Source organism: Pseudoxanthomonas sp. (genome assembly GCF_051953815.1).
Classification (GTDB): Bacteria; Pseudomonadota; Gammaproteobacteria; order Xanthomonadales; family Xanthomonadaceae; genus Pseudoxanthomonas_A.
Genome location: NZ_JBQCIJ010000002.1, coordinates 45736 through 64636, shown reverse-complemented (window position 1 = coordinate 64636; position 18901 = coordinate 45736). Strand labels below are relative to the sequence as shown.

The window sequence follows — 18901 nt, the reverse complement described above, 5'->3', positions numbered from 1 at the left end:
CTTTGGCCGGGGCAGACTCGATCCTTTGTGCACATTCGGGGATGAACCCGGGGAGAGCAGGGGCGTGTTGAAACAGAGCGTGATGGCGTTGTGCCTGGGCCTGGCCGGAGTGGCGCAGGCGAACGAACCGGTGGACCTGGACATGGTCAATCGAATCCGCCAGGAGGCATTCCACCGATCGCAGGTGATGGCGACCTTCGGCCACCTGACCGAGGAAATCGGACCGCGCCTGACCAACTCGCCGGGCATGGCGCAGGCCAACGCCTGGTCGCGCGGCAAGTTCACCGAGTGGGGCCTGTCCAACGTGCACGACGAGGCGTTCGACGACTTCGGCCGCGGTTGGACCTACCGTTCCGCCAGCGTGGAGCTGCTGGCGCCGCGGGTGACTTCGCTGCGCGCGGTGCCCAAGGCCTGGACGCCCGGTACCCAGGGCCCGGTCGAGGGCGAGGCGGTGGTCGTCACCCTCAAGACCAAGGCGGACCTGGACAAGTACAAGGGCAAGCTGAAAGGCAAGATCGTCCTGCTCAGCGAAGCCCGCGAATACAAGCCCGGCACCGAGCCGGATTCGCGCCGTTACAACGAGGCCGGCCTCACCGAACTGCTGTCCTTCAGCGTGCCCAAGGATGCCGATCCGGCCGAGCGCGGCAAGCGCCTGGCCGAGTACCGGCAGCGCCAGGATCTGGTGCAGGCGACCAATCGTTTCCTGACCGAGGAAGGCGCGCTGGCCGCGCTCAGCATCAGCGGCTGGGACAACGGCATCATCCGGGTCGGCGGCGGTGGTTCGCGTCGCGCCGGTGAACCGGCCGGCATACCCGAGCTGGCGGTGGCGGCGGAGCACTACAACCCGCTGCTGCGCGCGATCGAACGCAAGCAGGACGTGCGCCTGCGCATCAACGTGGACGCGCAGTTCACCAGCGAGACCAATGATCCCGGCTACAACACCATCGCCGAGATTCCAGGCAGCGGCAAAGCCGACGAAATCGTGATGATCGGCGCGCACATGGACTCCTGGCACGCCGGCACCGGCGCGGCCGACAACGCCGCCGGCGTGGCGGTGATGATGGAAGCCATGCGCATCCTCAAGGCGGTCGGCGCCAAGCCGCGCCGCACCATCCGGGTGGCGCTGTGGAGCGGCGAGGAGCAGGGGCTGATCGGTTCGGCGGCCTATGTCGCCAAGCATTTCGCCGATTATCCGGAAGCCACCGATCCGGAGCAGAAGAAGCTGCCGCGCTACTTCCAGGAACGCACCGGTCCGTTGCAGCGCAAGCGCGACTACGACAAGTTCTCGGCCTACTTCAACCTGGACAACGGCTCCGGCAAGATCCGCGGCATCTACGCGCAGGAAAACCAGGCGGCGATGCCGATCTTCGAAGCCTGGCTGAAGCCGTTCAACGATGTCGGCGCCACCATCGTGACCGTGCGCAACACCGGCAGCACGGATCATGTCTCGTTCGACCGTGTCGGCCTGCCGGGCTTCCAGTTCGTGCAGGACGGGCTGGACTATTTCAGCAACGTGCACCACAGCGATCTGGATACCTACGATCACGCCTCGCCCGAGGATCTGAAGCAGGCCGCGGCGATCCTGGCCTCGTTCGCCTATCACGCCGCGATGCGCGAGCAGAAACTGCCGCGCAAGCCGCTGCTGGAAAACTGAGCGCGGTTGCGTTGATGTGAAGAAGGCCGGATTCGCAGGAATCCGGCCTTCTTTCTTGTGAGTCCGACGAGGGGATCAGGCGAACAGCGACACGCCCGGCACCAGCCACAGCGACAGTCCCGCCAGCGCCGAACCGATCGCGGTGGCGGCCAGCACATCGCTGGGATAGTGCAGCCCCAGCACCACCCGGGACACCGCCACGCAGGCGGCGAACGGGATCAGCAATCCCGCCAGTACCGGATAGTGGGCCAGCGCGACCACGGTGAACGCCACCGCGTGCAGGGTATGCCCGGAAGGGAAACTGAACTCGTCCAGCGGCGCGATCCAGGCGCGGATGCGCACGTCCGAGGCGAACGGGCGCGGACGCCGCGTCCAGCGCTTGAGCAGTTTGTACAGGGTCAGCGCGATCACGCCGGTGGCGGCCAGATGCGCCGAGGCGGCCAGGCCGTCCAGTCCGTCCACCACGATCAGCGCGCCCATCAGTACGTACCAGAACACGCCATCGCCCAGGCGGCTGATCACCGCGAAGAAGCGGCGCACGCCCTGCCATTCGCCCCAGCGGTTGACCCGCAGGCACCAGCCCGTATCGCGGCCCCGCAGCACGTTACGCGGTAGCGACGTTCTCATGCGGCCTCCTTTGCGCGGCCAGACCGGCCAGCAGGTTGTCGAAGTCGGTGGCGACCTGTTCCGGCCGCAGCGATCGGACCGCCTCGCAGGCGTTCTCGCCGAGCCGGCGGCGCAGCGCGTCATCCGTGCCCAGTTGCACGGCGGCGGCCACGAAGGCGTCGTCGTCGCGGACCGCGTACCCATGCTGTCCGCTGCGCAGATGCTCGCGGGCGGCGCCGTAGTCGAAGGCCACGGTCGGTACGCCGCTGGCCATGGCTTCCAGAGTGACGTTGCCGAAGGTTTCGCTGTGGCTGGAGAACAGGAACAAATCGCCGCTGGCGAAGTGTCGCGCCAGCGCCGTGCCGCGCTGTAAGCCGCAGAACACGAAATCGGGATTGGCCGCCGCCAGCCGTTCCCGCGCCGGCCCGTCGCCGACCCAGACGAAGCGCGCGTCGGGCCGTTCGCGCTGGAGCGCGCGGAACGCCTGCACCGCCAGCGCCAGGTTCTTTTCGGCCGCGATGCGGCCCACGTAGATCGCCACGGGGGTATCGGCGCCCGCGCCCCATTGCGCGCGCAGGGCGGGATCACGATGTCCGGGGGAGAACTGCGAGGTGTCGACCGCGCGCGCCAGCCGCACCACCCGGGCGAATCCCTGCGAGGTCAGGAACTCCTGCAGTTCGCGGGTCGGGACGAGGGTGGCGTCGGCGCCATTGTGGAAGCGCCGCATCCAGCGCATCGCGGTCTGCTGCAGGAACGCCGCGCCGTAGTCGCGCATGTATTCGTCGAAACGGGTATGGAAGCCGGTCGCGACCGGAATGCCCAGGCGGCGCGCGGCGCGCAGCGCCGACCAGCCCAGCGGGCCTTCCGTGGCCACATAGATCGCGTCCGGCGCCGATTCGCTCCACAGCCTGCCCAGGCGGCGCGTCGCCGGCAGGCCGAACTTGAGTCCGGGATAGCGCGGCAACGACGCGCCCCGCACCAGCGTGGTGTCGGGCAGCGCGCGCGGGTCGCCTTCCTGGCGCGGCCGCACCAGCGAGACCTGGTGTCCGCGCGCGCGCAGACCCTGTTCCAGTCCCTGCACGGTCAGGGCGACGCCGTTGACCTCGGGCGGATAGGTTTCGGTGACGATGGCGTACCGCATGCGCGACTCCACGTTTTGCGCATGGTGGAGAGCGGCGATGAAGCACGTATTGCAGTTACATGGCGTTCGCGTGACAGGGGGCGGAGAATGCGTCCTGGAAACCTGGAAGCTCGGAAGCTCGGAAGCTCGGAAGCCTGGAACCGGAAGCACATGCCCCCTTTGAAAAAGGGGGCGGGCACCTGCGAAAGCAGGTGACGGGGGATTTGCCTTTCGAGCGAGGAGCGAATCCCCCTCGATCCCCCTTTTGACCCGCCATTCGGCGGTTGAGAAGCGCCGCAAAGTAGGAGGCAAAAGCGGATAGTCGCCAATCCCGAATCCCGAATCGCGGCCCCTAGGGCACCGGCCCGCCCCGCGCCGCGGTGAACAACGCGTACCACGCCTCGCGGTCCAGTTCGATGCCATCCGCGGCGCAGGCCGCGGCCAGGCGCTCGGGGTGGGTGGTGCCGATCACGGGCTGGATGCCGGCGGGATGGCGCAACAGCCAGGCCAGCAGGATGGCTTCGGCGGACACGCCGTGGCGCGCGGCCACCGCCGCCACCGCTTCGGCGGTCGGTCGCAGCGCGGGCTCGGCGGTTTCAGGCCGGGACAGGCGGCCACCGGCCAGTGGCGACCACGCCTGTACCAACAGCCCCCGATGCCTGCATTCGTCCAGGGTGCCGGCCGAGGCGGTATAGGCGGTGCCGCGGGTCGCGGCGATCACGCCTTCGTTGACCAGATGGTGGTGCAGCAGGCTGATTTCGATCTGGTTCGCCACCAGCGGCCGGTCGAGATGCGCCTGCAACAGCGCGATCTGGCTGGCGGCGTGGTTGCTGACTCCGAAATGCCGGACCTTGCCGCTGCGGTGCAGATCGTCGAACGCGCGGGCGACTTCCTCCGGCACCCCCAATGGATCCGGCCGGTGCAGCAGGAGCAGATCCAGATAATCGGTGCGCAAGCGGCGCAGGCTGCCTTCGACCGAGGCCAGCAGATGCGCGTGGCTGAAATCGTAGCGGCCCGGCGAATCCGGATGGGGATCGTGGGCGAAGCGGATGCCGCATTTGGATTGCAGGATCAGGCCGTCGCGGCGCGATGGCGCCGCGGCCAGCCAATCGCCGAACAACCGCTCCGACCTGCCCCGCGCATAGATGTCGGCGTGGTCGAACAGGTTGATGCCCTGTTCCAGCGCGATTTCGATCAGCACCGCGGTCTGCCGCCTTTCCTCGGGGGTGGGATCGCTGTCGTCCCAGGCCCGGCTCAACTGCATGCAGCCATAGGCGATGCGCGAGGCCCGCAGATCGGTGTGGGGAATCGGGTAGCGCCGCATGGCTTCGGTTCCGGACAGGGCAGCGGATCATGCCAGAGCGCGACCACCCGCCGCTGCGGTCAGTGGACGCGCTTGCCCGGCGGGTGCAGCAGGGCGATCAGGGCCGGCAGCGACAACGGCCGCGACAGGAAGTAGCCCTGCGCGTCGGGCACCCCCAGCGCACGCAGCGCGGCCAGTTCGGCGGCGGTTTCCACCCCTTCGGCGACGATGCCGCTGTGGGTTTCGCGGGCGAAGGCGATCAGTGCCGCCGCCAGCGCGCGCCGCGGCGAATCGGTGTCGATGCTGCGGGTCAGGGTCATGTCCAGCTTGATGATGTCCGGGCTGGTCGCCAGCACGTGGCGCATGCTGGCGTAACCCGCGCCGGCGTCGTCCACCGCGATGCGGACGCCCTGGCGGCGCAGCGGCGCCAGCTGCTCGCGCAGCACCGCGTAATCCTCCACGTAGGCATGCTCGGTGATCTCCAGCACCAGCCGGTGCGGCGGCAGTTCGTCCAGATAACCGGCGATGCCGCCGCCGATGATGGTCTGCGGGGAGACGTTCAGCGAGACGTAGAAATCCCCCGGCACATGGCGCAGGCCGTCGAGCGCGGTGAGGATGGCGTTGAGTTCCAGCCGCACCCCCAGGCCGATTTCGCGCGCCTCGTTGAACCACAGGTCCGGCGGGCGCGGCGGATTGATGTCGAACCGGGACAGGCATTCGATGCCGACGATGCGTTCCTGGGCCAGCTGATAGATCGGCTGGTAGACGATGCTGGGCTGGCCCATTTCCAGCACCGAGGTGATCCGTTCGACCTTTTCCTGATGCTTGCTTACCGCTTCCAGGTCGCCGTCGATCTGATATGCCAGCAGATCCGCGAAGGCGCGCATCATGTGCAGGTCGCGATCGCCCAGCGACAGCTGCGGACGCAGGCTGAAGCAGCAGAAGGTGCCGTACACGCGTCCATCGCGCAGGCGGATGGGGACGCTGATGTGCGCACCGATCGGCACCTGCGCGGTTTCCGGAATGTCGGCCAGTACCGGCACCGAGCCGGTGTCGGGAATCAACTGCGGAATCCGGCCCTCGACCACCCGCAGGCAATAGCCTTCATCGAGCGGGCTGGTGTCGCCGGGACGGATCGGCATCGGGTCGATCGAACCCACCACGTGGCGGAAGGTCCGGTAGCGTCCGCCGAATTCGGAGATGAACGCCACGTCCATCTCCAGATACGTGCGTACCGCGTCGAGCACGCGGTCGACATTGCGGCCGATGGCCAATGCGCCGGGGCCACCGTCGGCCAGGATCGCGTTCCATGGAGCGTCGTTCCGCATGACTTCCTCCTGAAGGCAAGGCGGGCGTCCATCGGTGGGCGGCGACGCAGCGGGCGTACGGCGTCGCGGGATCGGTCCCTGTCCGATCCGGCGTCGCCCGGCATGGCCTCGACGGATTCCCGGGCGGAGTCTAGCGCGGGTGATTCAGGATTGCAGGGGGCGACCGGAGGGGGTCAGGCGACGAAGGGCTTGAAGGCGATGCCCAGGCCCTGCATGTCTTCCGGCTCGCCGACCAGGTCCGACTTCAGCAGCGGGCGGGCCTCGATCCAGCGGCGATCCACCACCAGCCGCAGTTCGTCGCCATCGGCGGCGGCCTCCAGCCTCGGGATGGGCGCGGCTTCGTGCGCGCGGTGGAGCAGCACCGCCAGCCGCAGCAACGCGGCCTTGCGCCTGGCCGACAGCAGCAGGCGGTCGGGCAGGGCGTCGAAGGCGGTCTTGGGGATGTTGCGGCGGTGCGTGCGGACCAGCGCGGCCAGCACCTGCTGTTCCTGCCGCGAGAAGCCGGCGATATCCGAGTTCTCCAGCACGTAGGCGCCGTGCGCGTGGTACTGGCTATGGGCGATGGCCAGGCCGATTTCGTGCAGGCGCGCGGCCCAGCCGAGCATGCGGGCGTCGTCGTTGTCGAGCTTCCAGGCTTCGGCGACCTGCTGGTGCAGGCGCAGGGCGGTGGCTTCCACCCGCGCGGCCTGGACTTCGTCGATGCCGTAGCGCTGGGTCAGCGCCGCCACCGACAGATCGCGCGGATCGTTGTCGCTGCCGCGGCCGAGCATGTCGTACAGGATGCCTTCGCGCATCGCGGCCTTGCTGACCATCAGGCGTTGCAGGCCCAGCGCCTCGAATGCCGCTTCCAGCACCAGCACGCCGCCGGCGATGATCGGGCGGCGGTCGCTGGACAGGCCGGGCAGGTCGATGGCGTCGATGCGCTCGGCCTGGAGCAGCCGATCCCGGACCTGCGGCAGCGCCTCGGCGGTGACCGCGCCCTTGGTCAGCTTCATCGCGGCGCAGATCTCGCCGATGGCCTTGTTGGTGCCCGAGGAGCCGATGGCTTCCTGCCAGCCCAGCGCGCGGTACTGGCCGGCGAACTGCTGGAACTCGGCGGCGATTTCGGTAAGCGCTTCTTTCCAGCGCTTCTTGGAAAGCTTGCCGCCGGGAAAGAAGCGGCGGGTGCTGGCGATGCAGCCGGCCTGGAGGCTTTCGCGTTCCAGGGTCTCCATGCCGCGGCCGATGATGAACTCGGTGGAGCCGCCGCCGATGTCGATGACCAGGCGCAGCTGGCCCGGTTTGGGCGGCTGCGCATGCGCCACGCCAAGGTAGATCAGGCGCGCCTCCTCGCGGCCGGACACCACTTCGATCGGCTTGCCCAGGGCGGCTTCCGCCGGCACCAGGAAGCCCTGCGGATCGGACAGCTGGCGGACGGTATTCGTCGCCAGCGCGCGCACCCGGGTGGAGGGAACATCGCGGATGCGCTGGCCGAAGCGGGACAGGCAGTCCAGCGCACGTTCGCGCGCCGCCTGCGACAGGCCGCCCTTGCCGTCCAGGCCGTCGGCCATGCGCACGGTTTCGCGCAGGCGATCGACCACGCGCAACTGGCCCAGCGTGTAGCGCGCCACGATCATGTGGAAGCTGTTGGAACCCAGATCGATGGCGGCGAGCTGTTCGCCGTCACGGGGCGGCGGCGAGACGTGGGCGGAGACGGGCGGCATCGGAAAAGCCTAGAGGCAGGAGCCGCGGCTTGGCAACGCGGTCCCTGCCATTTCAGGCACTTGCATCACCCTCAGACCCCGGCCAGCAGGGTCGCCTGCGCCGAATACGGGGCCTCGCCATCGGCCGGCTCCACTTTGCGGTAGCGGCCGTCGGCATCCAGCGCCCACGCGTTCTGGTTGTCTTCCAGATAGTTCTGCAGGCCTTCGCGGAACACCCGCTTGACCAGATCCGGATCCAGGATCGGGAAGCAGGTCTCCACCCGGTGCAGCAGGTTGCGCTCCAGCCAGTCGGCGCTGGCGCAATAGAGTTCCGGATTGCCATCGTTGCCGAACCAGTAGATCCGGCTGTGCTCCAGGAAGCGGCCGACGATGGAGCGCACGTGGATGTTGTCCGACACGCCCGGCACGCCCGGGCGCAACGCGCAGGCGCCGCGCACGATCAGGTCGATGCGCACGCCGGCCTGCGAGGCGGCGTACAGCGCGCGGATCAGGCGCGGCTCGTTGAGCGCGTTGATCTTGGCGATGATGCGGGCCGGCTTGCCGGCGCGGGCCAGCCTGGCCTCGCGCTCGATCTTGCGGATCAGCCCGGCATGCAGGGTGAAGGGCGATTGCAGCAGGCGCTTGAGCTTGGTCGACGGCGCCAGGCCGGACAACTGCTGGAACAGCAGGTGCACATCGTTGCCGATGTCCGCATCGGCGGTGATCAGGCCCAGGTCGGTGTACGCGCGGGCGGTGCCGCTGTGGTAGTTGCCGGTGCCCAGGTGCACGTAGCGGCGCAGCTTCTTGCCCTCGCGGCGCACGATCAGCAGCATCTTGGCGTGGGTCTTGTAGCCGACCACGCCGTACACCACCTGCACGCCGGCTTCCTGCAGCCGGTCCGCCACGCCCAGGTTGGCGTCCTCGTCGAAGCGCGCGCGCAGTTCCACCACCACCGTCACGTCCTTGCCGTTGCGAGCGGCCTGCACCAGCGCGTCGACGATCGCCGAATCCTTGCCGGTGCGGTACAGGGTCTGCTTGATCGCCAGCACGTTGGGATCCACCGCCGCCTGCTTGAGCAGCTCCAGCACCGGGGTGAAGGCGTCGAACGGATGGTGCAGCAGCACGTCGCCGTCATCGACCTTGTCGAAGATGGCGTCGCTGTCGCGCAGGGTACGCGGCGTGAATACGGGATACTTCAGCTCGGGACGCTGCACCAGGTCGTAGACCTGGATGACCCGGTTGAGGTTGACCGGACCGTCGATCAGGTAGACCGCGTTGTCGGGCAGGGCGAAGTTCTGCAACAGGGTGCGGATGATCGGCTTCGGGCAATCCTGGGCGATCTCCAGCCGCACCGCCGGTCGGTAGCCGCGTCCGACCAGTTCGTCGCGCAGGGCCAGCGCCAGGTTCTCCACTTCCTCCTCGTCGACCACCACCTCGGAGTTGCGGGTGACGCGGAACTGGTAGGAGCCCTTGACCTCCATGCCCGGGAACAGTTCGTCCACGAAGGCCGACAGCACCGAGGACAGCAGCACGAAATCGTTCTCGCCGCCGGACACGCGCGAGGGCAGGTGGATGATGCGCGGCAGCGAGCGCGGCGCGCGCACGATCGCCAGGTGGCCGGCGCGGCCGAACGCGTCCTTGCCCTTCAGCACCACCACGATGTTCAGCGACTTGTTGAGGATCTTCGGGAACGGGTGCGCCGGGTCCAGGCCCAGCGGCGACAGTACCGGCATGATCTCGTTGCGGAAGTAGGCGCGCAGCCAGCGGGTCTGGCGCGCGCTCCATGCGCCGCGGCCGAACACCCGCACGCCGGCTTCGTTCAACGCCGGGCGCAGCACCTCGTTCCAGCACTTGTACTGCGCTTCCACCAGTTCGGCGGCGCGATCGTGGATGCGGTTGAGCACGACCGTCGGGCTGAGCCCGTCGGCGGCGGGCGGCAGGCCGAAATCCTGCGCGTGGCGGACGGTCGCCGCGCGGATTTCGAAGAACTCGTCCAGGTTGGTGCAGGAGATGCACAGGAAGCGCAGCCGCTCCAGCAGCGGCACCTGCGGATCCAGCGCCTGCGCCAGCACGCGGAAATTGAAATCCAGCTGCGACAGTTCGCGATTGAGATAGAGCGAGGGATCGCGCAGGGCGTCTTCGTTGCTCAGCTGGTCTGGCGTCGTGTCGATGGCGGCGTTCATGCGATCTGGCTGTGCGTCAGGGAAGGAGGAGGCGCCGGAGTACGCGGGTGCACGCGCTCGCCGCCGAAATGCACCGAGAACACGCTACCGTGGCCGACCTCGCTCTGGATGTCCAGCCGCGCCTGGTGCAGGTTCAGCACGTGTTTGACGATCGACAGGCCCAGGCCGGTGCCGCCGCTTTCGCGCGAACGGCTGGTGGACACGCGATAGAAACGCTCGGTGATGCGCGGCAGGTGCGCCGCGGGAATGCCGTAGCCGGTATCGCGCACGCTCAGCACCGCGCCGTCGCCTTCGCGGGCGAAGCGCACGGTGATCGTGCCGCCGGCCGGGGTATAGCGGACCGCGTTGCTGACCAGGTTGGAGAACGCGCTGTGCAGTTCCTTGTTGGAACCCCACAGATCCACGCCGGCGTCGTCTTCCACCACCACGATGTGGCGCTTCTGGCTCAGCGCCTCGGCTTCCCGGCGCAGGGTGGCCAGCATCGGCGCCATCGCCACGCTTTCATCCGGCAGGCTGTCCTGCGCCTCCAGCCGCGACAGGGTCAGCAGATCCTCGACCAGCTGGGTCATGCGCTGGGACTGCTTCTGCATCTCCGCCAGCATCGGCGTCCATTCCGGAAAGTCCTGCGGATCCAGCATGTCCAGGTAGCCGTGCACCACGGTCAGCGGCGTGCGCAGTTCGTGCGAGACGTTGGCGACGAAATCGCGACGCATCTGTTCCAGCCGCAGCATCTTGCTGACGTCGCGCGCGACCAGCAGCCAGTACTGATCGGAGTAGGGAATCAGGCGCAGGTTCAGGCGCAGCTGCGGGTCGACCGGCGAGGCGGCGTCCAGCATCGGCTCGGCGTTGCGACCGGCGGCGAGCCAGTGCGACATCGGCAGCGGTTGCAGGCGATCGCCGACCGCCGCGCCGATGTCGGTGGGATACTGCAGGCCGAGCAGGCTGGTCGCGGCCTTGTTGAACCACTGCACGCGCTGGCTGTTGCGTTCGACCACCACCACCGCGTCCGGCAGCGCGGCGGCGGCGGCGCGGTAGGCGCGGAGCATGTCCAGCAGGCGACGCTTGCGCGCACGCATCTCGGCGTGGCCGCGGAACAACAGCCGGTCCAGTTCATTCCATACGCCGTTGCCGCGTGCCGGCTCCAGGCGCTGGCGCGCGGTCAGGCGCACCAGCACCTTGCGCAGCCGCCAGTAGTGCCAGGCCACCACGCCGAGCGCGGCCAGGGTGACCACCGGCCAGACCTGGCCGATCAGCAGGCCGATCACCACCGCGATGGCCAGCACGCCGGCCAGTTCGCCGAGCGTCTTGAACCAGGCGGAGCGTATGTATTGGGGCATGGACCGATTGTAGGCAGTTATTTGTGACAGTCAGCAGGACCGGCGGGACGGGATCCCGAATGCCGGATCCCCGCTGCCGGATGCCGAGCTCAGACCGATGCCGAGAACCGGTAACCCGAGCCGCGCACGGTCTGCACCATGTTCTCCAGGCCGTGCGGTTCCAGGGTCTTGCGCAGGCGGCGGATGTGCACGTCCACCGTGCGTTCCTCCACGTAGACGCTGCCGCCCCAGACATGATCGAGCAGCTGCGTGCGCGAATAGACCCGTTCGGGGTGGGTCATAAAGAAATGCAGCAGGCGATACTCGGTCGGGCCGATCGGCACCGGCGTGTCGCCGGCGAACACCCGGTGGGCGGCGCCGTCGATGCGCAGCGGGCCGATGCCGACGCTGCCGTCCTCGTCGTCCTCGCGCGAGCGGCGCATGACCGCGCGGATCCGCGCCAGCAGCTCGCGGGCCGAGAACGGCTTGACCACGTAGTCGTCGACGCCGGCTTCCAGCCCGCCGACCCGATCGTTCTCCTCGCCGCGGGCGGTGAGCATGATGATCGGGACGTCCCGGGTCATGGCGTCCTTGCGCCAGCGGCGCGCCAGTTCCAGTCCGCTGGTGCCCGGCAGCATCCAGTCCAGCAGGATGAGGTCCGGAACCCGATCGGCGATGGCGTTCTGGGCCTCGCGGGCGTCGCCGGCGTGCACCGGCTCGTAATCACCCTTGCGCAGGGCGAAGGCGACCATGTCGCGGATGGCCGGCTCGTCGTCAACGATCAGGATGTGCTTCTGCACGCGGTTACCGTCGTCTGTGGGGTACGGCTCCAGTAGACGACAATTTTATGACGGAAACGTGACATGCCGCGCTCCCGTCATATGACAGCCGGGGCCGCTGTCGGCGCGGCGCCGGTCAGCGCCGCTCGATATCCGGGTCGCGCACGCCCTGGCGGCGCAGTTCCAGCACCTGCGGGGTGATGGCGGCGATGCGGGCGTCGATGCGCGCGCGGGCGTAATAATCCAGGTCGCCGCGCTTCTTGAGATTCTGCAGTTGGATCAGGGCCTGTTCCGGCCGCCCGTTCAGGAAGGCGGCTTCGGCGAACGCCTCGCCGGCGCGCGCCGGGTCGCCCGCCAGTTCGTTGGCCCGGCCGAACTCCTGCTGGAACACCGGGTCGTTGCCGGCCCGCGCCAGCAGCGGCCGCAGGACGGCCTGGGCGTGCCGGCCAGCCTCCGCGCCGCCCTGCTCGTTGAGAACCCGGGCAAAGGTCAGGGCGATGGGGCGATTGTTCGGCATCTGCTGGAGCAGGCGCGCCAGCCGCTGGTTGGCGGCGGCGGTCCGGCCACCGCGCGACTCGGCTTCGGCGGTTGCCAGTTCCAGCCACAGGTTGCCGGGATTGTCGGCCAGCAGCGGGGCCAGCTCCGACAGGGCCACGTCCGGGCGTCCGGCGCCCAGGTGGGCCAGCGCCAGGCCGTAGCGCTGGGCGTCGGTCAGCGGCTTGCCGGATTCGCGGCGGATGGTCTCGTAGTCGCGGGCGGCGCTGTCGGCGGTGGTCGCGCTGAGTACCCGCAGGCGTTCGCGGGCCCAGTCGAAATCGCCGGTCGGTCCCCGGCTGAACAGATCGCCGGGCAGGCGCACCGACAACGGCAGCAACGGGTTGTCGCTGTCCTTTTCCCCCGGCATCACCCGCTTGGGATCCATGTGCTCGACCCGTTCGCCGCCTCCCGGCACCCGGGTGATCAGGGTCAGGTTGTCCTTGCGCATCTGCTCGGCCCGCTGCTTGGCCTCGCTGATGCGGGTGGTGGTGACCGGGTGGGTCATCAGGTAGTCCGGATAGGCCTCGCGGCCGCTGCCGCGGTTGGCCCGGGTGGCCTGGGCCATGCGGGCGAAAAACCCGGCCATGGCGTCCACGTCGTAGCCGGCGCGGGACAGGGTGCGGATGCCCAGGCGGTCGGCTTCGGATTCGTTGGAGCGGGTGTAGTCGATCTGGCGCTGCTGCATCAGGCCCATGCCGCTGGCGACCGCGGCCATCGAGGCGTCGCCGCTGGAATTGCCGCCGGCGCTCTGCGCCAGCACGATCGCGCCGAGCATGCCCAGCAGGATCGGAATCTGGTCGCGCTGGGCCCGTTCCACGCCGCGCAGCACGTGCTGCTGGGTGACGTGGGCGATTTCGTGCGACAGCACCGCCGCCACTTCATCCTCGCGCTCGGCGGTGAGGATCAGGCCCGCGTTGGTGCCGATATAGCCGCCCAGGGTCGCGAACGCATTGATCTGCCGATCCTTCATCAGGAAGAAGGTGTAGCTCTGGCGCGGCGAATCGCTTTCCGCGCCCAGCCGGGTGCCGACTTTCTGCAGCCAGTCGTCGAGCAGCGGGTCCTCCAGCAGATAGCCGTAGTTGCGCAGCTCGCGCAACATCATCCCGCCGTACTCCGCCTGGCGTGCCGGGCTGAGCACTTCGCCGGCGGAGGATCCGATATCCGGCAGGCGCACGTCCTGTCCCTGCGCGTGAGGGACGGCCAGGAGCAGGGTCAACACGGCGGTTGAGAGCAGCGAAAGGCGCAAACGGAACTCCGTTGTCGGACAATGGCGGGAGGCTTGCGAGCGGCAGGATGACGCTTTGCCGGCGGCAGCGAGTGAACATGCGGTTAACCGGACCACGGGCCGCACTGTTCCATGCGTCCGGCTGGAAAGCATCCGGACCGCGACCCATATTGCCCCCGGCACCCGCCTTGAATGACCTGATTTCGACAACTTGGTTCCATCCCGGAGGATTCCTTGAGCGACACTGCGACCGGTGGCCCGGCCATCACTCTCTACACCACCGCGATCTGCCCGTACTGCGTGGCCGCGAAGAACTTCCTGAAGAGCAAGGGGCAGAGCTGGAGCGAAGTCCGCATCGATCTGGATCCCGAGGAACGGGATCGGATGATCGCGCGGGCGCGCCGGACCAGCGTGCCGCAGATCTTCATCGGCGATGTCCACGTCGGCGGCTACGACGACATGATGGCGCTGCACCGCGCCGGCAAGCTGGAGCCGCTGCTGGCCGGAGAAGGCGCGTGAGCGGCGGCACCGACGGCAAGGACCGGGTGCGCGAATTCACCGAGTTCCGCCAGCGGATGAACGAGCGCATCCTGGCCGAACCCAACCAGGTCGTGCGCCGCTTCTTCGCCCTGGATACCCAGACCTACCAGCCGGGCGCGCTGGATCTGAAGACCAAGGAACTGCTGGGGCTGGTGGCGTCGATGGTGCTGCGCTGCGACGACTGCATCAGCTATCACGTGGCCCAATGCAAGGACGCCGGCGTCACCCGCGACGAGTTCTTCGAGGCGTTCTCGGTGGGCCTGGTGGTCGGCGGTTCCATCGTGATCCCGCACCTGCGCCGGGCGGTCGATTTCCTTGATCAGCTGGAGAGTGGCGGGACCGGCGTTCCGCAGGCGCACGACCACGGCTGAGACAGCCGCTTCGGGGCCGAAGGGGCCCCGGCATGCCTTGCGCGGCAGGCCGGCCCGGCTCCTTGCAGGGCCCTCCGACCGTGGTCGATTTGGGACCATACGGGGGGTTCAGGCATAATTGGCGGACTTGAACCCCCCTCGCGCCTGCATCCCGGTTCCCGGCCCGCACGGCGCCCCTGTTCGGAATCCCAAGCAAATGACCCAGACGATTACGGTCATCCGCGGCGACGGTATCGGCCCGGAGATCATGGATGCGACCCTGCACGTGCTCGAAGCCCTCAAGGTGGGGCTGAGCTACGAGGAAGCCGACGCCGGCATGGTCGCGTTGGAAAAGCACGGCGACCTGCTGCCGCAGGCGACCCTGGACTCGATCCGCAGGAACGGCGTGGCCCTGAAGAGCCCGCTGACCACGCCGGTGGGCGAGGGCTTCAGCTCGATCAACGTGGCCCTGCGCCGTCACTTCGATCTGTACGCGAACGTCCGTCCGGCCAAGTCGTTCCCCAACACCAAGTCGCGCTTTCCCTCCGGCGTGGATCTGATCACCGTCCGCGAGAACACCGAAGGCGCCTACATCGGTGAAGGCCAGTCCATTTCCGAGGACGGCGAAACCGCGCTGCTGACCCAGAAGATCACCCGCAAGGGGTCCGAGCGCATCGTCCGCTACGCCTTCGAACTGGCCCGCAAGACCGGGCGCAAGAAGGTCACGGTGGTGCACAAGGCCAACATCCTGAAGACCACCTCGGGCCTGTTCCTGAAGGTCGCCCGCGAAGTGGCCGCGCAGTACCCGGACATCCAGTGCAACGAGATGATCGTGGACAACACCTGCATGCAGCTGGTGATGCGTCCGGAACAGTTCGACATCATCGTCACCACCAACCTGTTCGGCGACATCATCTCCGACCTGTGCGCCGGCCTGGTCGGCGGCCTGGGCCTGGCCCCGGGCGCCAACATCGGCGCCGACGCGGCCATCTTCGAAGCGGTCCACGGATCGGCGCCGGACATCGCCGGCAAGGGCATCGCCAACCCGTGCGCGCTGCTGCTTGGCGCGGCGCAGATGCTCGACCACCTGGGCCAGCCGGACAAGGCCGAGCGCCTGCGCGCGGCGATCATCGCGACCCTGGAAGCCAAGGATTCGCTGACCCCGGATCTGGGCGGCGAGGGCACCACGATGTCGTTCGCCAAGGCGATCGCCAGCCGGGTCTGATTCCGCCCACCGACGGAATTCCCGCGGCCGGAAACACGAAAACGGGACGCTCAGCGTCCCGTTTTTGTTTGCGTTCGTCCCACCCGCGGGGCTTGGACCGGGGCGGGGCAGGCCGGACAATCGCCGGTTTCCGCACGACGGCTCCCCACCCACGATGACCGCCCGCCCCAGCGCGCTCGCGCTGACCCCGCTGCTGCTGTTCCTGGCCCTGTTCTTCGGCGCCGGCCTCTATTACACCTCCCAGGGCGACGCCATGGGGTTCTACCAGTTGCATGCGCCGGTCGCGATCCTGCCGGCCATCGCGCTGGGATTGTGGATCGCCCATCGCGCCGGCGTCCCGGCGATGGACACGCTGCTGCGCGGCATCGGCGATTCCAACATCATCCTGATGTGCCTGATCTTTCTGCTGGCCGGCGCTTTCGCCATGGTGACCAAGCAGATCGGCGCGGTCGACGCGGTGGTGGCGCTGGGCGTGGGAGCTTTGCCGGCGGCGCTGATCCTGCCGGGCCTGTTCCTGGTGGCCGGGTTCCTGTCGCTGGCGGTGGGCACGTCGATGGGCACCATCGCCGCGGTCACCCCGATCGCGCTCGGCGTCTCCGACGCGGCGGGCATCGACCGCGCGCTGGTCATCGGCGCGGTGATTGGCGGCGCCACCTTCGGTGACAACCTGTCGGTGATTTCCGATACCGCGATCGCCGCAGCCCGCACCCAGGGTTGCAGCGTGCGCGACAAGTTCCGCGAGAACGCCCGGATCGCGCTGCCGGCCGCGGTGCTGACCCTGGGCGTGCTGGCGTTCGTCGGCGATGCCTCGCCGGTCGCCGCCAGCGAAGGCGCCTCGCCCTGGCTGGTGTTGCCCTACGTGCTGGTGCTGGCACTGGCGGTGATCGGGCTCGACGTGCTGGTGGTGCTGAGCATCGGCCTCATCGTCGCGGGCCTGTTCGGCTTCTTCCTGGGCGATCAGGACTACACCCTGGCGGCTTTCACCGGAGACATCTACGCCGGCTTTGAAAGCGTGGTCGAAATCACCCTGCTGGCCTTGTTCATCGGCGGCCTGGGCGCCTTGATCAAGGCCTGCGGAGGACTGGACTGGCTGGCTGCGCGGATTGCCCGCATCGCCCGCGGCAACACCGGGCGGCGGACCGGCGAATGGAGCATCGCGGCGCTGGCGACGGTGACCGACATCTTCACCGCCAACAACACCGTGGCGATCCTGATCAGCGGCGGCGTGGCCCGTGACATCGCCGAGCGCCATGACGTGCCCGCCGCACGCGCGGCGAGCCTGCTGGACATCTTCGTGTGCAGCGTGCAGAGCCTGTTGCCCTACGGCGCGCAGATCCTGCTGGCCGCGTCGTTGGCGAGCCTGTCGCCGCTGGCGCTGATCGGCAAGGCGCACTACTGCTGGATGCTGGTCGGCATGACCATTCTCTTCATGATCTGGCCCTCGCGGCGGCATCGCGAGGAGCCGGTCCGGCAGGCATGAAAAAAGGGCGCCGGGGCGCCCTTTTTTCTGTCCGGCAACGGTGAATCAGTTGCGCGACTGCAGCTTGGACAGCAGTCGCAGGAACTCGATGTACAGCCAGACCAGGGTGACCATCAGGCCGAAGGCCGCGTACCACTCCATGTACTTCGGTGCGTTCTGCTCGACGCCGGTCTCGATGAAATCGAAATCCAGCACCAGATTCAGTGCCGCCACCACCACCACGAACAGGCTGAACGCGATGCCGATCAGGCCTGACTCATGGATGTACGGAATGTTGATGTTGAAGAAGCCCAGCACGATGGTCGCCAGATAGATCAGGGCGATGCCGCCGGTGGCCGCGACCACGCCCAGCTTGAAATTCTCGGTGGCCTTGATCCAGCCGGAGCGATAGGCCATCAGCAGGGCGAACAGGGTGCCGAAGGTCAGCAGCACGGCCTGCAGCACGATGCCGTTGAACTTGACCTCGTACATCGCCGAGATGGCGCCCAGGAACAGGCCCTCGGCCAGCGCGTACAGCGGCGCCGTGACCGGTGCCCAGGTCTTCTTGAAGATGGTGACCATCGCCAGGATGAAGCCGCCGATGGCGCCACCCAGGATGTACAGCAGGGCGCCCGGGGCCAACTCGCCGGTCGGGGTGAGCGCGGTGTTCCAGGTGTAGGTCGCGGTCAGCACGCAGAGCAACAGCAGGATGCCGGTCCGGTTGACCGTCCCGTTCAGCGTCATCGCGCCGGCATTGCGCGAAACGACCGCGCCGGTGCCGAGATCGAGGAAGGTGGACTCCTTTAGAGCCGGATTGCCGCTGCGTATCATGGTTCCCTCATGGTTGATTCGGACTTCTGTCCCCAGCCCCGGAGCATAGCCGATGCCGATGGCGCTACGCGGCGTTTGACAGAAAGCCGGCGGATTCCGACAATAGACGGCCTTGTCGACGCTGCCTGGCGCCGACGCCGGGCCCTCGTCGGGGTATAGCGCAGTCTGGTAGCGCATCTGCTTTGGGAGCAGAGGGTCGGGGGTTCGAATCCCTCTACCCCGACCAGTCTGGTTCGTCCCGACGTCAGGGATGCGACAATCCGGTCCGGGCGCCCGTAGCTCAACCGGATAGAGCACCGGCCTTCTAAGCCGGCGGTTACAGGTTCGAGTCCTGTCGGGCGCGCCATCCGGCGCAAGCGACGGACGCAGCGGTAGAAGAAGTTTCAGTGGTGGCTGTAGCTCAGTTGGTTAGAGTACTGGATTGTGATTCCAGATGTCGGGGGTTCGAGTCCCCTCAGCCACCCCACCAAGCAGGACCTTCGTGCAAACGGGGGTTTGTAAGAAAATAAGGATGCGGTTACACTACGCGTCCAGTTTTTGGGGCCGTTAGCTCAGTTGGTAGAGCAGTTGACTCTTAATCAATAGGTCCAAGGTTCGAATCCTTGACGGCCCACCAAACAAGAAGGGGCTACGCCGGAAAGCGTAGCCCCTTTTTCTTTGCCGCTTGCCGGCGTCCGCCGCCGAATCCCGCGCCAACGGCCGCGTTTTCTTAAGCAATCCCCAAGTTTCACGCCCTAGCATCGAGCTGCTTCTGCGGCGACCG

The 18901-nt window shown here is 67.9% G+C and carries 15 protein-coding genes and 4 tRNA genes; 9 read left to right on the top strand and 10 right to left on the bottom strand.

What is annotated here, in order from left to right; genetic code table 11:
* Positions 1-82: 82 nt before the first annotated feature.
* Positions 83-1654, top strand: a complete 1572-nt coding sequence (locus ACTHN1_RS00645) for a M28 family metallopeptidase (protein WP_440469091.1) — start codon at positions 83-85, stop codon at positions 1652-1654.
* Between the two features lie 75 nt (positions 1655-1729).
* Here ACTHN1_RS00645 and ACTHN1_RS00640 read toward each other — a convergent pair whose 3' ends face one another.
* From ACTHN1_RS00640 to ACTHN1_RS00600, 9 genes are all read right to left on the bottom strand, one after another.
* Positions 1730-2281, bottom strand: a complete 552-nt coding sequence (locus tag ACTHN1_RS00640; protein WP_440469039.1) for a phosphatase PAP2 family protein — start codon at positions 2279-2281, stop codon at positions 1730-1732.
* The gene (locus tag ACTHN1_RS00635; protein WP_440469038.1) at positions 2259-3401 is read right to left on the bottom strand and encodes a glycosyltransferase family 4 protein; all 1143 of its coding nucleotides are present in this window, start codon (positions 3399-3401) and stop codon (positions 2259-2261) included. The genes ACTHN1_RS00640 and ACTHN1_RS00635 overlap by 23 nt, the downstream gene beginning before the upstream one ends.
* Before the next feature lie 331 nt (positions 3402-3732).
* Entirely contained in the window at positions 3733-4704 is a 972-nt protein-coding gene (locus ACTHN1_RS00630) for an aldo/keto reductase (protein ID WP_440469037.1), read from the bottom strand.
* A 59-nt stretch (positions 4705-4763) separates the two neighbouring features.
* Positions 4764-6011 (bottom strand): sensor domain-containing phosphodiesterase, encoded by a 1248-nt coding sequence (locus ACTHN1_RS00625; RefSeq protein WP_440469036.1) that lies wholly within the window; start codon positions 6009-6011, stop codon positions 4764-4766.
* 173 nt (positions 6012-6184) lie between these two features.
* Positions 6185-7714, bottom strand: a complete 1530-nt coding sequence (gene ppx, locus ACTHN1_RS00620; RefSeq protein ID WP_440469035.1) for an exopolyphosphatase — start codon at positions 7712-7714, stop codon at positions 6185-6187.
* Between the two features lie 71 nt (positions 7715-7785).
* Entirely contained in the window at positions 7786-9876 is a 2091-nt protein-coding gene (gene ppk1, locus ACTHN1_RS00615) for a polyphosphate kinase 1 (protein ID WP_440469034.1), read from the bottom strand.
* Complete coding sequence (phoR, locus tag ACTHN1_RS00610; protein ID WP_440469033.1) at positions 9873-11213, bottom strand: phosphate regulon sensor histidine kinase PhoR; 1341 nt, start codon at positions 11211-11213, stop codon at positions 9873-9875. Before phoR ends, ppk1 begins: the two co-directional genes overlap by 4 nt.
* Before the next feature lie 89 nt (positions 11214-11302).
* Positions 11303-11992 (bottom strand): phosphate regulon transcriptional regulator PhoB, encoded by a 690-nt coding sequence (gene phoB / locus ACTHN1_RS00605; RefSeq protein ID WP_141456251.1) that lies wholly within the window; start codon positions 11990-11992, stop codon positions 11303-11305.
* A gap of 115 nt (positions 11993-12107) precedes the next feature.
* Positions 12108-13754, bottom strand: a complete 1647-nt coding sequence (locus ACTHN1_RS00600) for a M48 family metalloprotease (protein ID WP_440469032.1) — start codon at positions 13752-13754, stop codon at positions 12108-12110.
* Positions 13755-13967: 213 nt separating this feature from the next.
* On the opposite strand from ACTHN1_RS00600, the gene grxC reads away from it, so the two are divergent.
* The 4 genes from grxC (at position 13968) to ACTHN1_RS00580 (ending at position 17328) form a co-directional block, all read left to right on the top strand.
* On the top strand, positions 13968-14252 hold the full coding sequence (gene grxC, locus ACTHN1_RS00595) for a glutaredoxin 3 (protein ID WP_440469031.1): 285 nt from the start codon (positions 13968-13970) through the stop codon (positions 14250-14252).
* Positions 14249-14644, top strand: a complete 396-nt coding sequence (locus tag ACTHN1_RS00590; RefSeq protein WP_440469030.1) for a carboxymuconolactone decarboxylase family protein — start codon at positions 14249-14251, stop codon at positions 14642-14644. The genes grxC and ACTHN1_RS00590 overlap by 4 nt, the downstream gene beginning before the upstream one ends.
* Positions 14645-14840: 196 nt before the next feature.
* The gene (locus ACTHN1_RS00585) at positions 14841-15848 is read left to right on the top strand and encodes an isocitrate dehydrogenase (protein ID WP_440469029.1); all 1008 of its coding nucleotides are present in this window, start codon (positions 14841-14843) and stop codon (positions 15846-15848) included.
* Between the two features lie 154 nt (positions 15849-16002).
* On the top strand, positions 16003-17328 hold the full coding sequence (locus ACTHN1_RS00580) for a Na+/H+ antiporter NhaC family protein (protein ID WP_440469028.1): 1326 nt from the start codon (positions 16003-16005) through the stop codon (positions 17326-17328).
* Between the two features lie 45 nt (positions 17329-17373).
* Here the strand turns inward: ACTHN1_RS00580 and ACTHN1_RS00575 are convergent, their stop codons facing one another.
* Entirely contained in the window at positions 17374-18138 is a 765-nt protein-coding gene (locus tag ACTHN1_RS00575; protein WP_440469027.1) for a Bax inhibitor-1/YccA family protein, read from the bottom strand.
* Between the two features lie 149 nt (positions 18139-18287).
* On the opposite strand from ACTHN1_RS00575, the gene ACTHN1_RS00570 reads away from it, so the two are divergent.
* From ACTHN1_RS00570 to ACTHN1_RS00555, 4 genes are all read left to right on the top strand, one after another.
* A tRNA-Pro gene (locus tag ACTHN1_RS00570) sits at positions 18288-18364 on the top strand.
* A gap of 43 nt (positions 18365-18407) precedes the next feature.
* Positions 18408-18484: transfer RNA gene (locus ACTHN1_RS00565), tRNA-Arg, on the top strand.
* Between the two features lie 43 nt (positions 18485-18527).
* Positions 18528-18604: transfer RNA gene (locus tag ACTHN1_RS00560), tRNA-His, on the top strand.
* A gap of 74 nt (positions 18605-18678) precedes the next feature.
* Positions 18679-18754: transfer RNA gene (locus tag ACTHN1_RS00555), tRNA-Lys, on the top strand.
* Positions 18755-18901 lie beyond the last annotated feature (147 nt).

Bases quoted from the DNA above. Each gene is read 5' to 3' on its own strand.
- ppk1 (WP_440469034.1), bottom strand. From the start codon at position 9,876: ATGAACGCCGCCATCGACACGACGCCAGACCAGCTGAGCAACGAAGAC.
- ACTHN1_RS00575 (WP_440469027.1), bottom strand. From the start codon at position 18,138: ATGATACGCAGCGGCAATCCGGCTCTAAAGGAGTCCACCTTCCTCGAT.
- ACTHN1_RS00640 (WP_440469039.1), bottom strand. From the start codon at position 2,281: ATGAGAACGTCGCTACCGCGTAACGTGCTGCGGGGCCGCGATACGGGC.
- ACTHN1_RS00625 (WP_440469036.1), bottom strand. From the start codon at position 6,011: ATGCGGAACGACGCTCCATGGAACGCGATCCTGGCCGACGGTGGCCCC.
- phoR (WP_440469033.1), bottom strand. From the start codon at position 11,213: ATGCCCCAATACATACGCTCCGCCTGGTTCAAGACGCTCGGCGAACTG.
- ACTHN1_RS00630 (WP_440469037.1), bottom strand. From the start codon at position 4,704: ATGCGGCGCTACCCGATTCCCCACACCGATCTGCGGGCCTCGCGCATC.
- ppx (WP_440469035.1), bottom strand. From the start codon at position 7,714: ATGCCGCCCGTCTCCGCCCACGTCTCGCCGCCGCCCCGTGACGGCGAA.
- ACTHN1_RS00645 (WP_440469091.1), top strand. From the start codon at position 83: ATGGCGTTGTGCCTGGGCCTGGCCGGAGTGGCGCAGGCGAACGAACCG.
- ACTHN1_RS00635 (WP_440469038.1), bottom strand. From the start codon at position 3,401: ATGCGGTACGCCATCGTCACCGAAACCTATCCGCCCGAGGTCAACGGC.
- ACTHN1_RS00580 (WP_440469028.1), top strand. From the start codon at position 16,003: ATGACCGCCCGCCCCAGCGCGCTCGCGCTGACCCCGCTGCTGCTGTTC.
- ACTHN1_RS00585 (WP_440469029.1), top strand. From the start codon at position 14,841: ATGACCCAGACGATTACGGTCATCCGCGGCGACGGTATCGGCCCGGAG.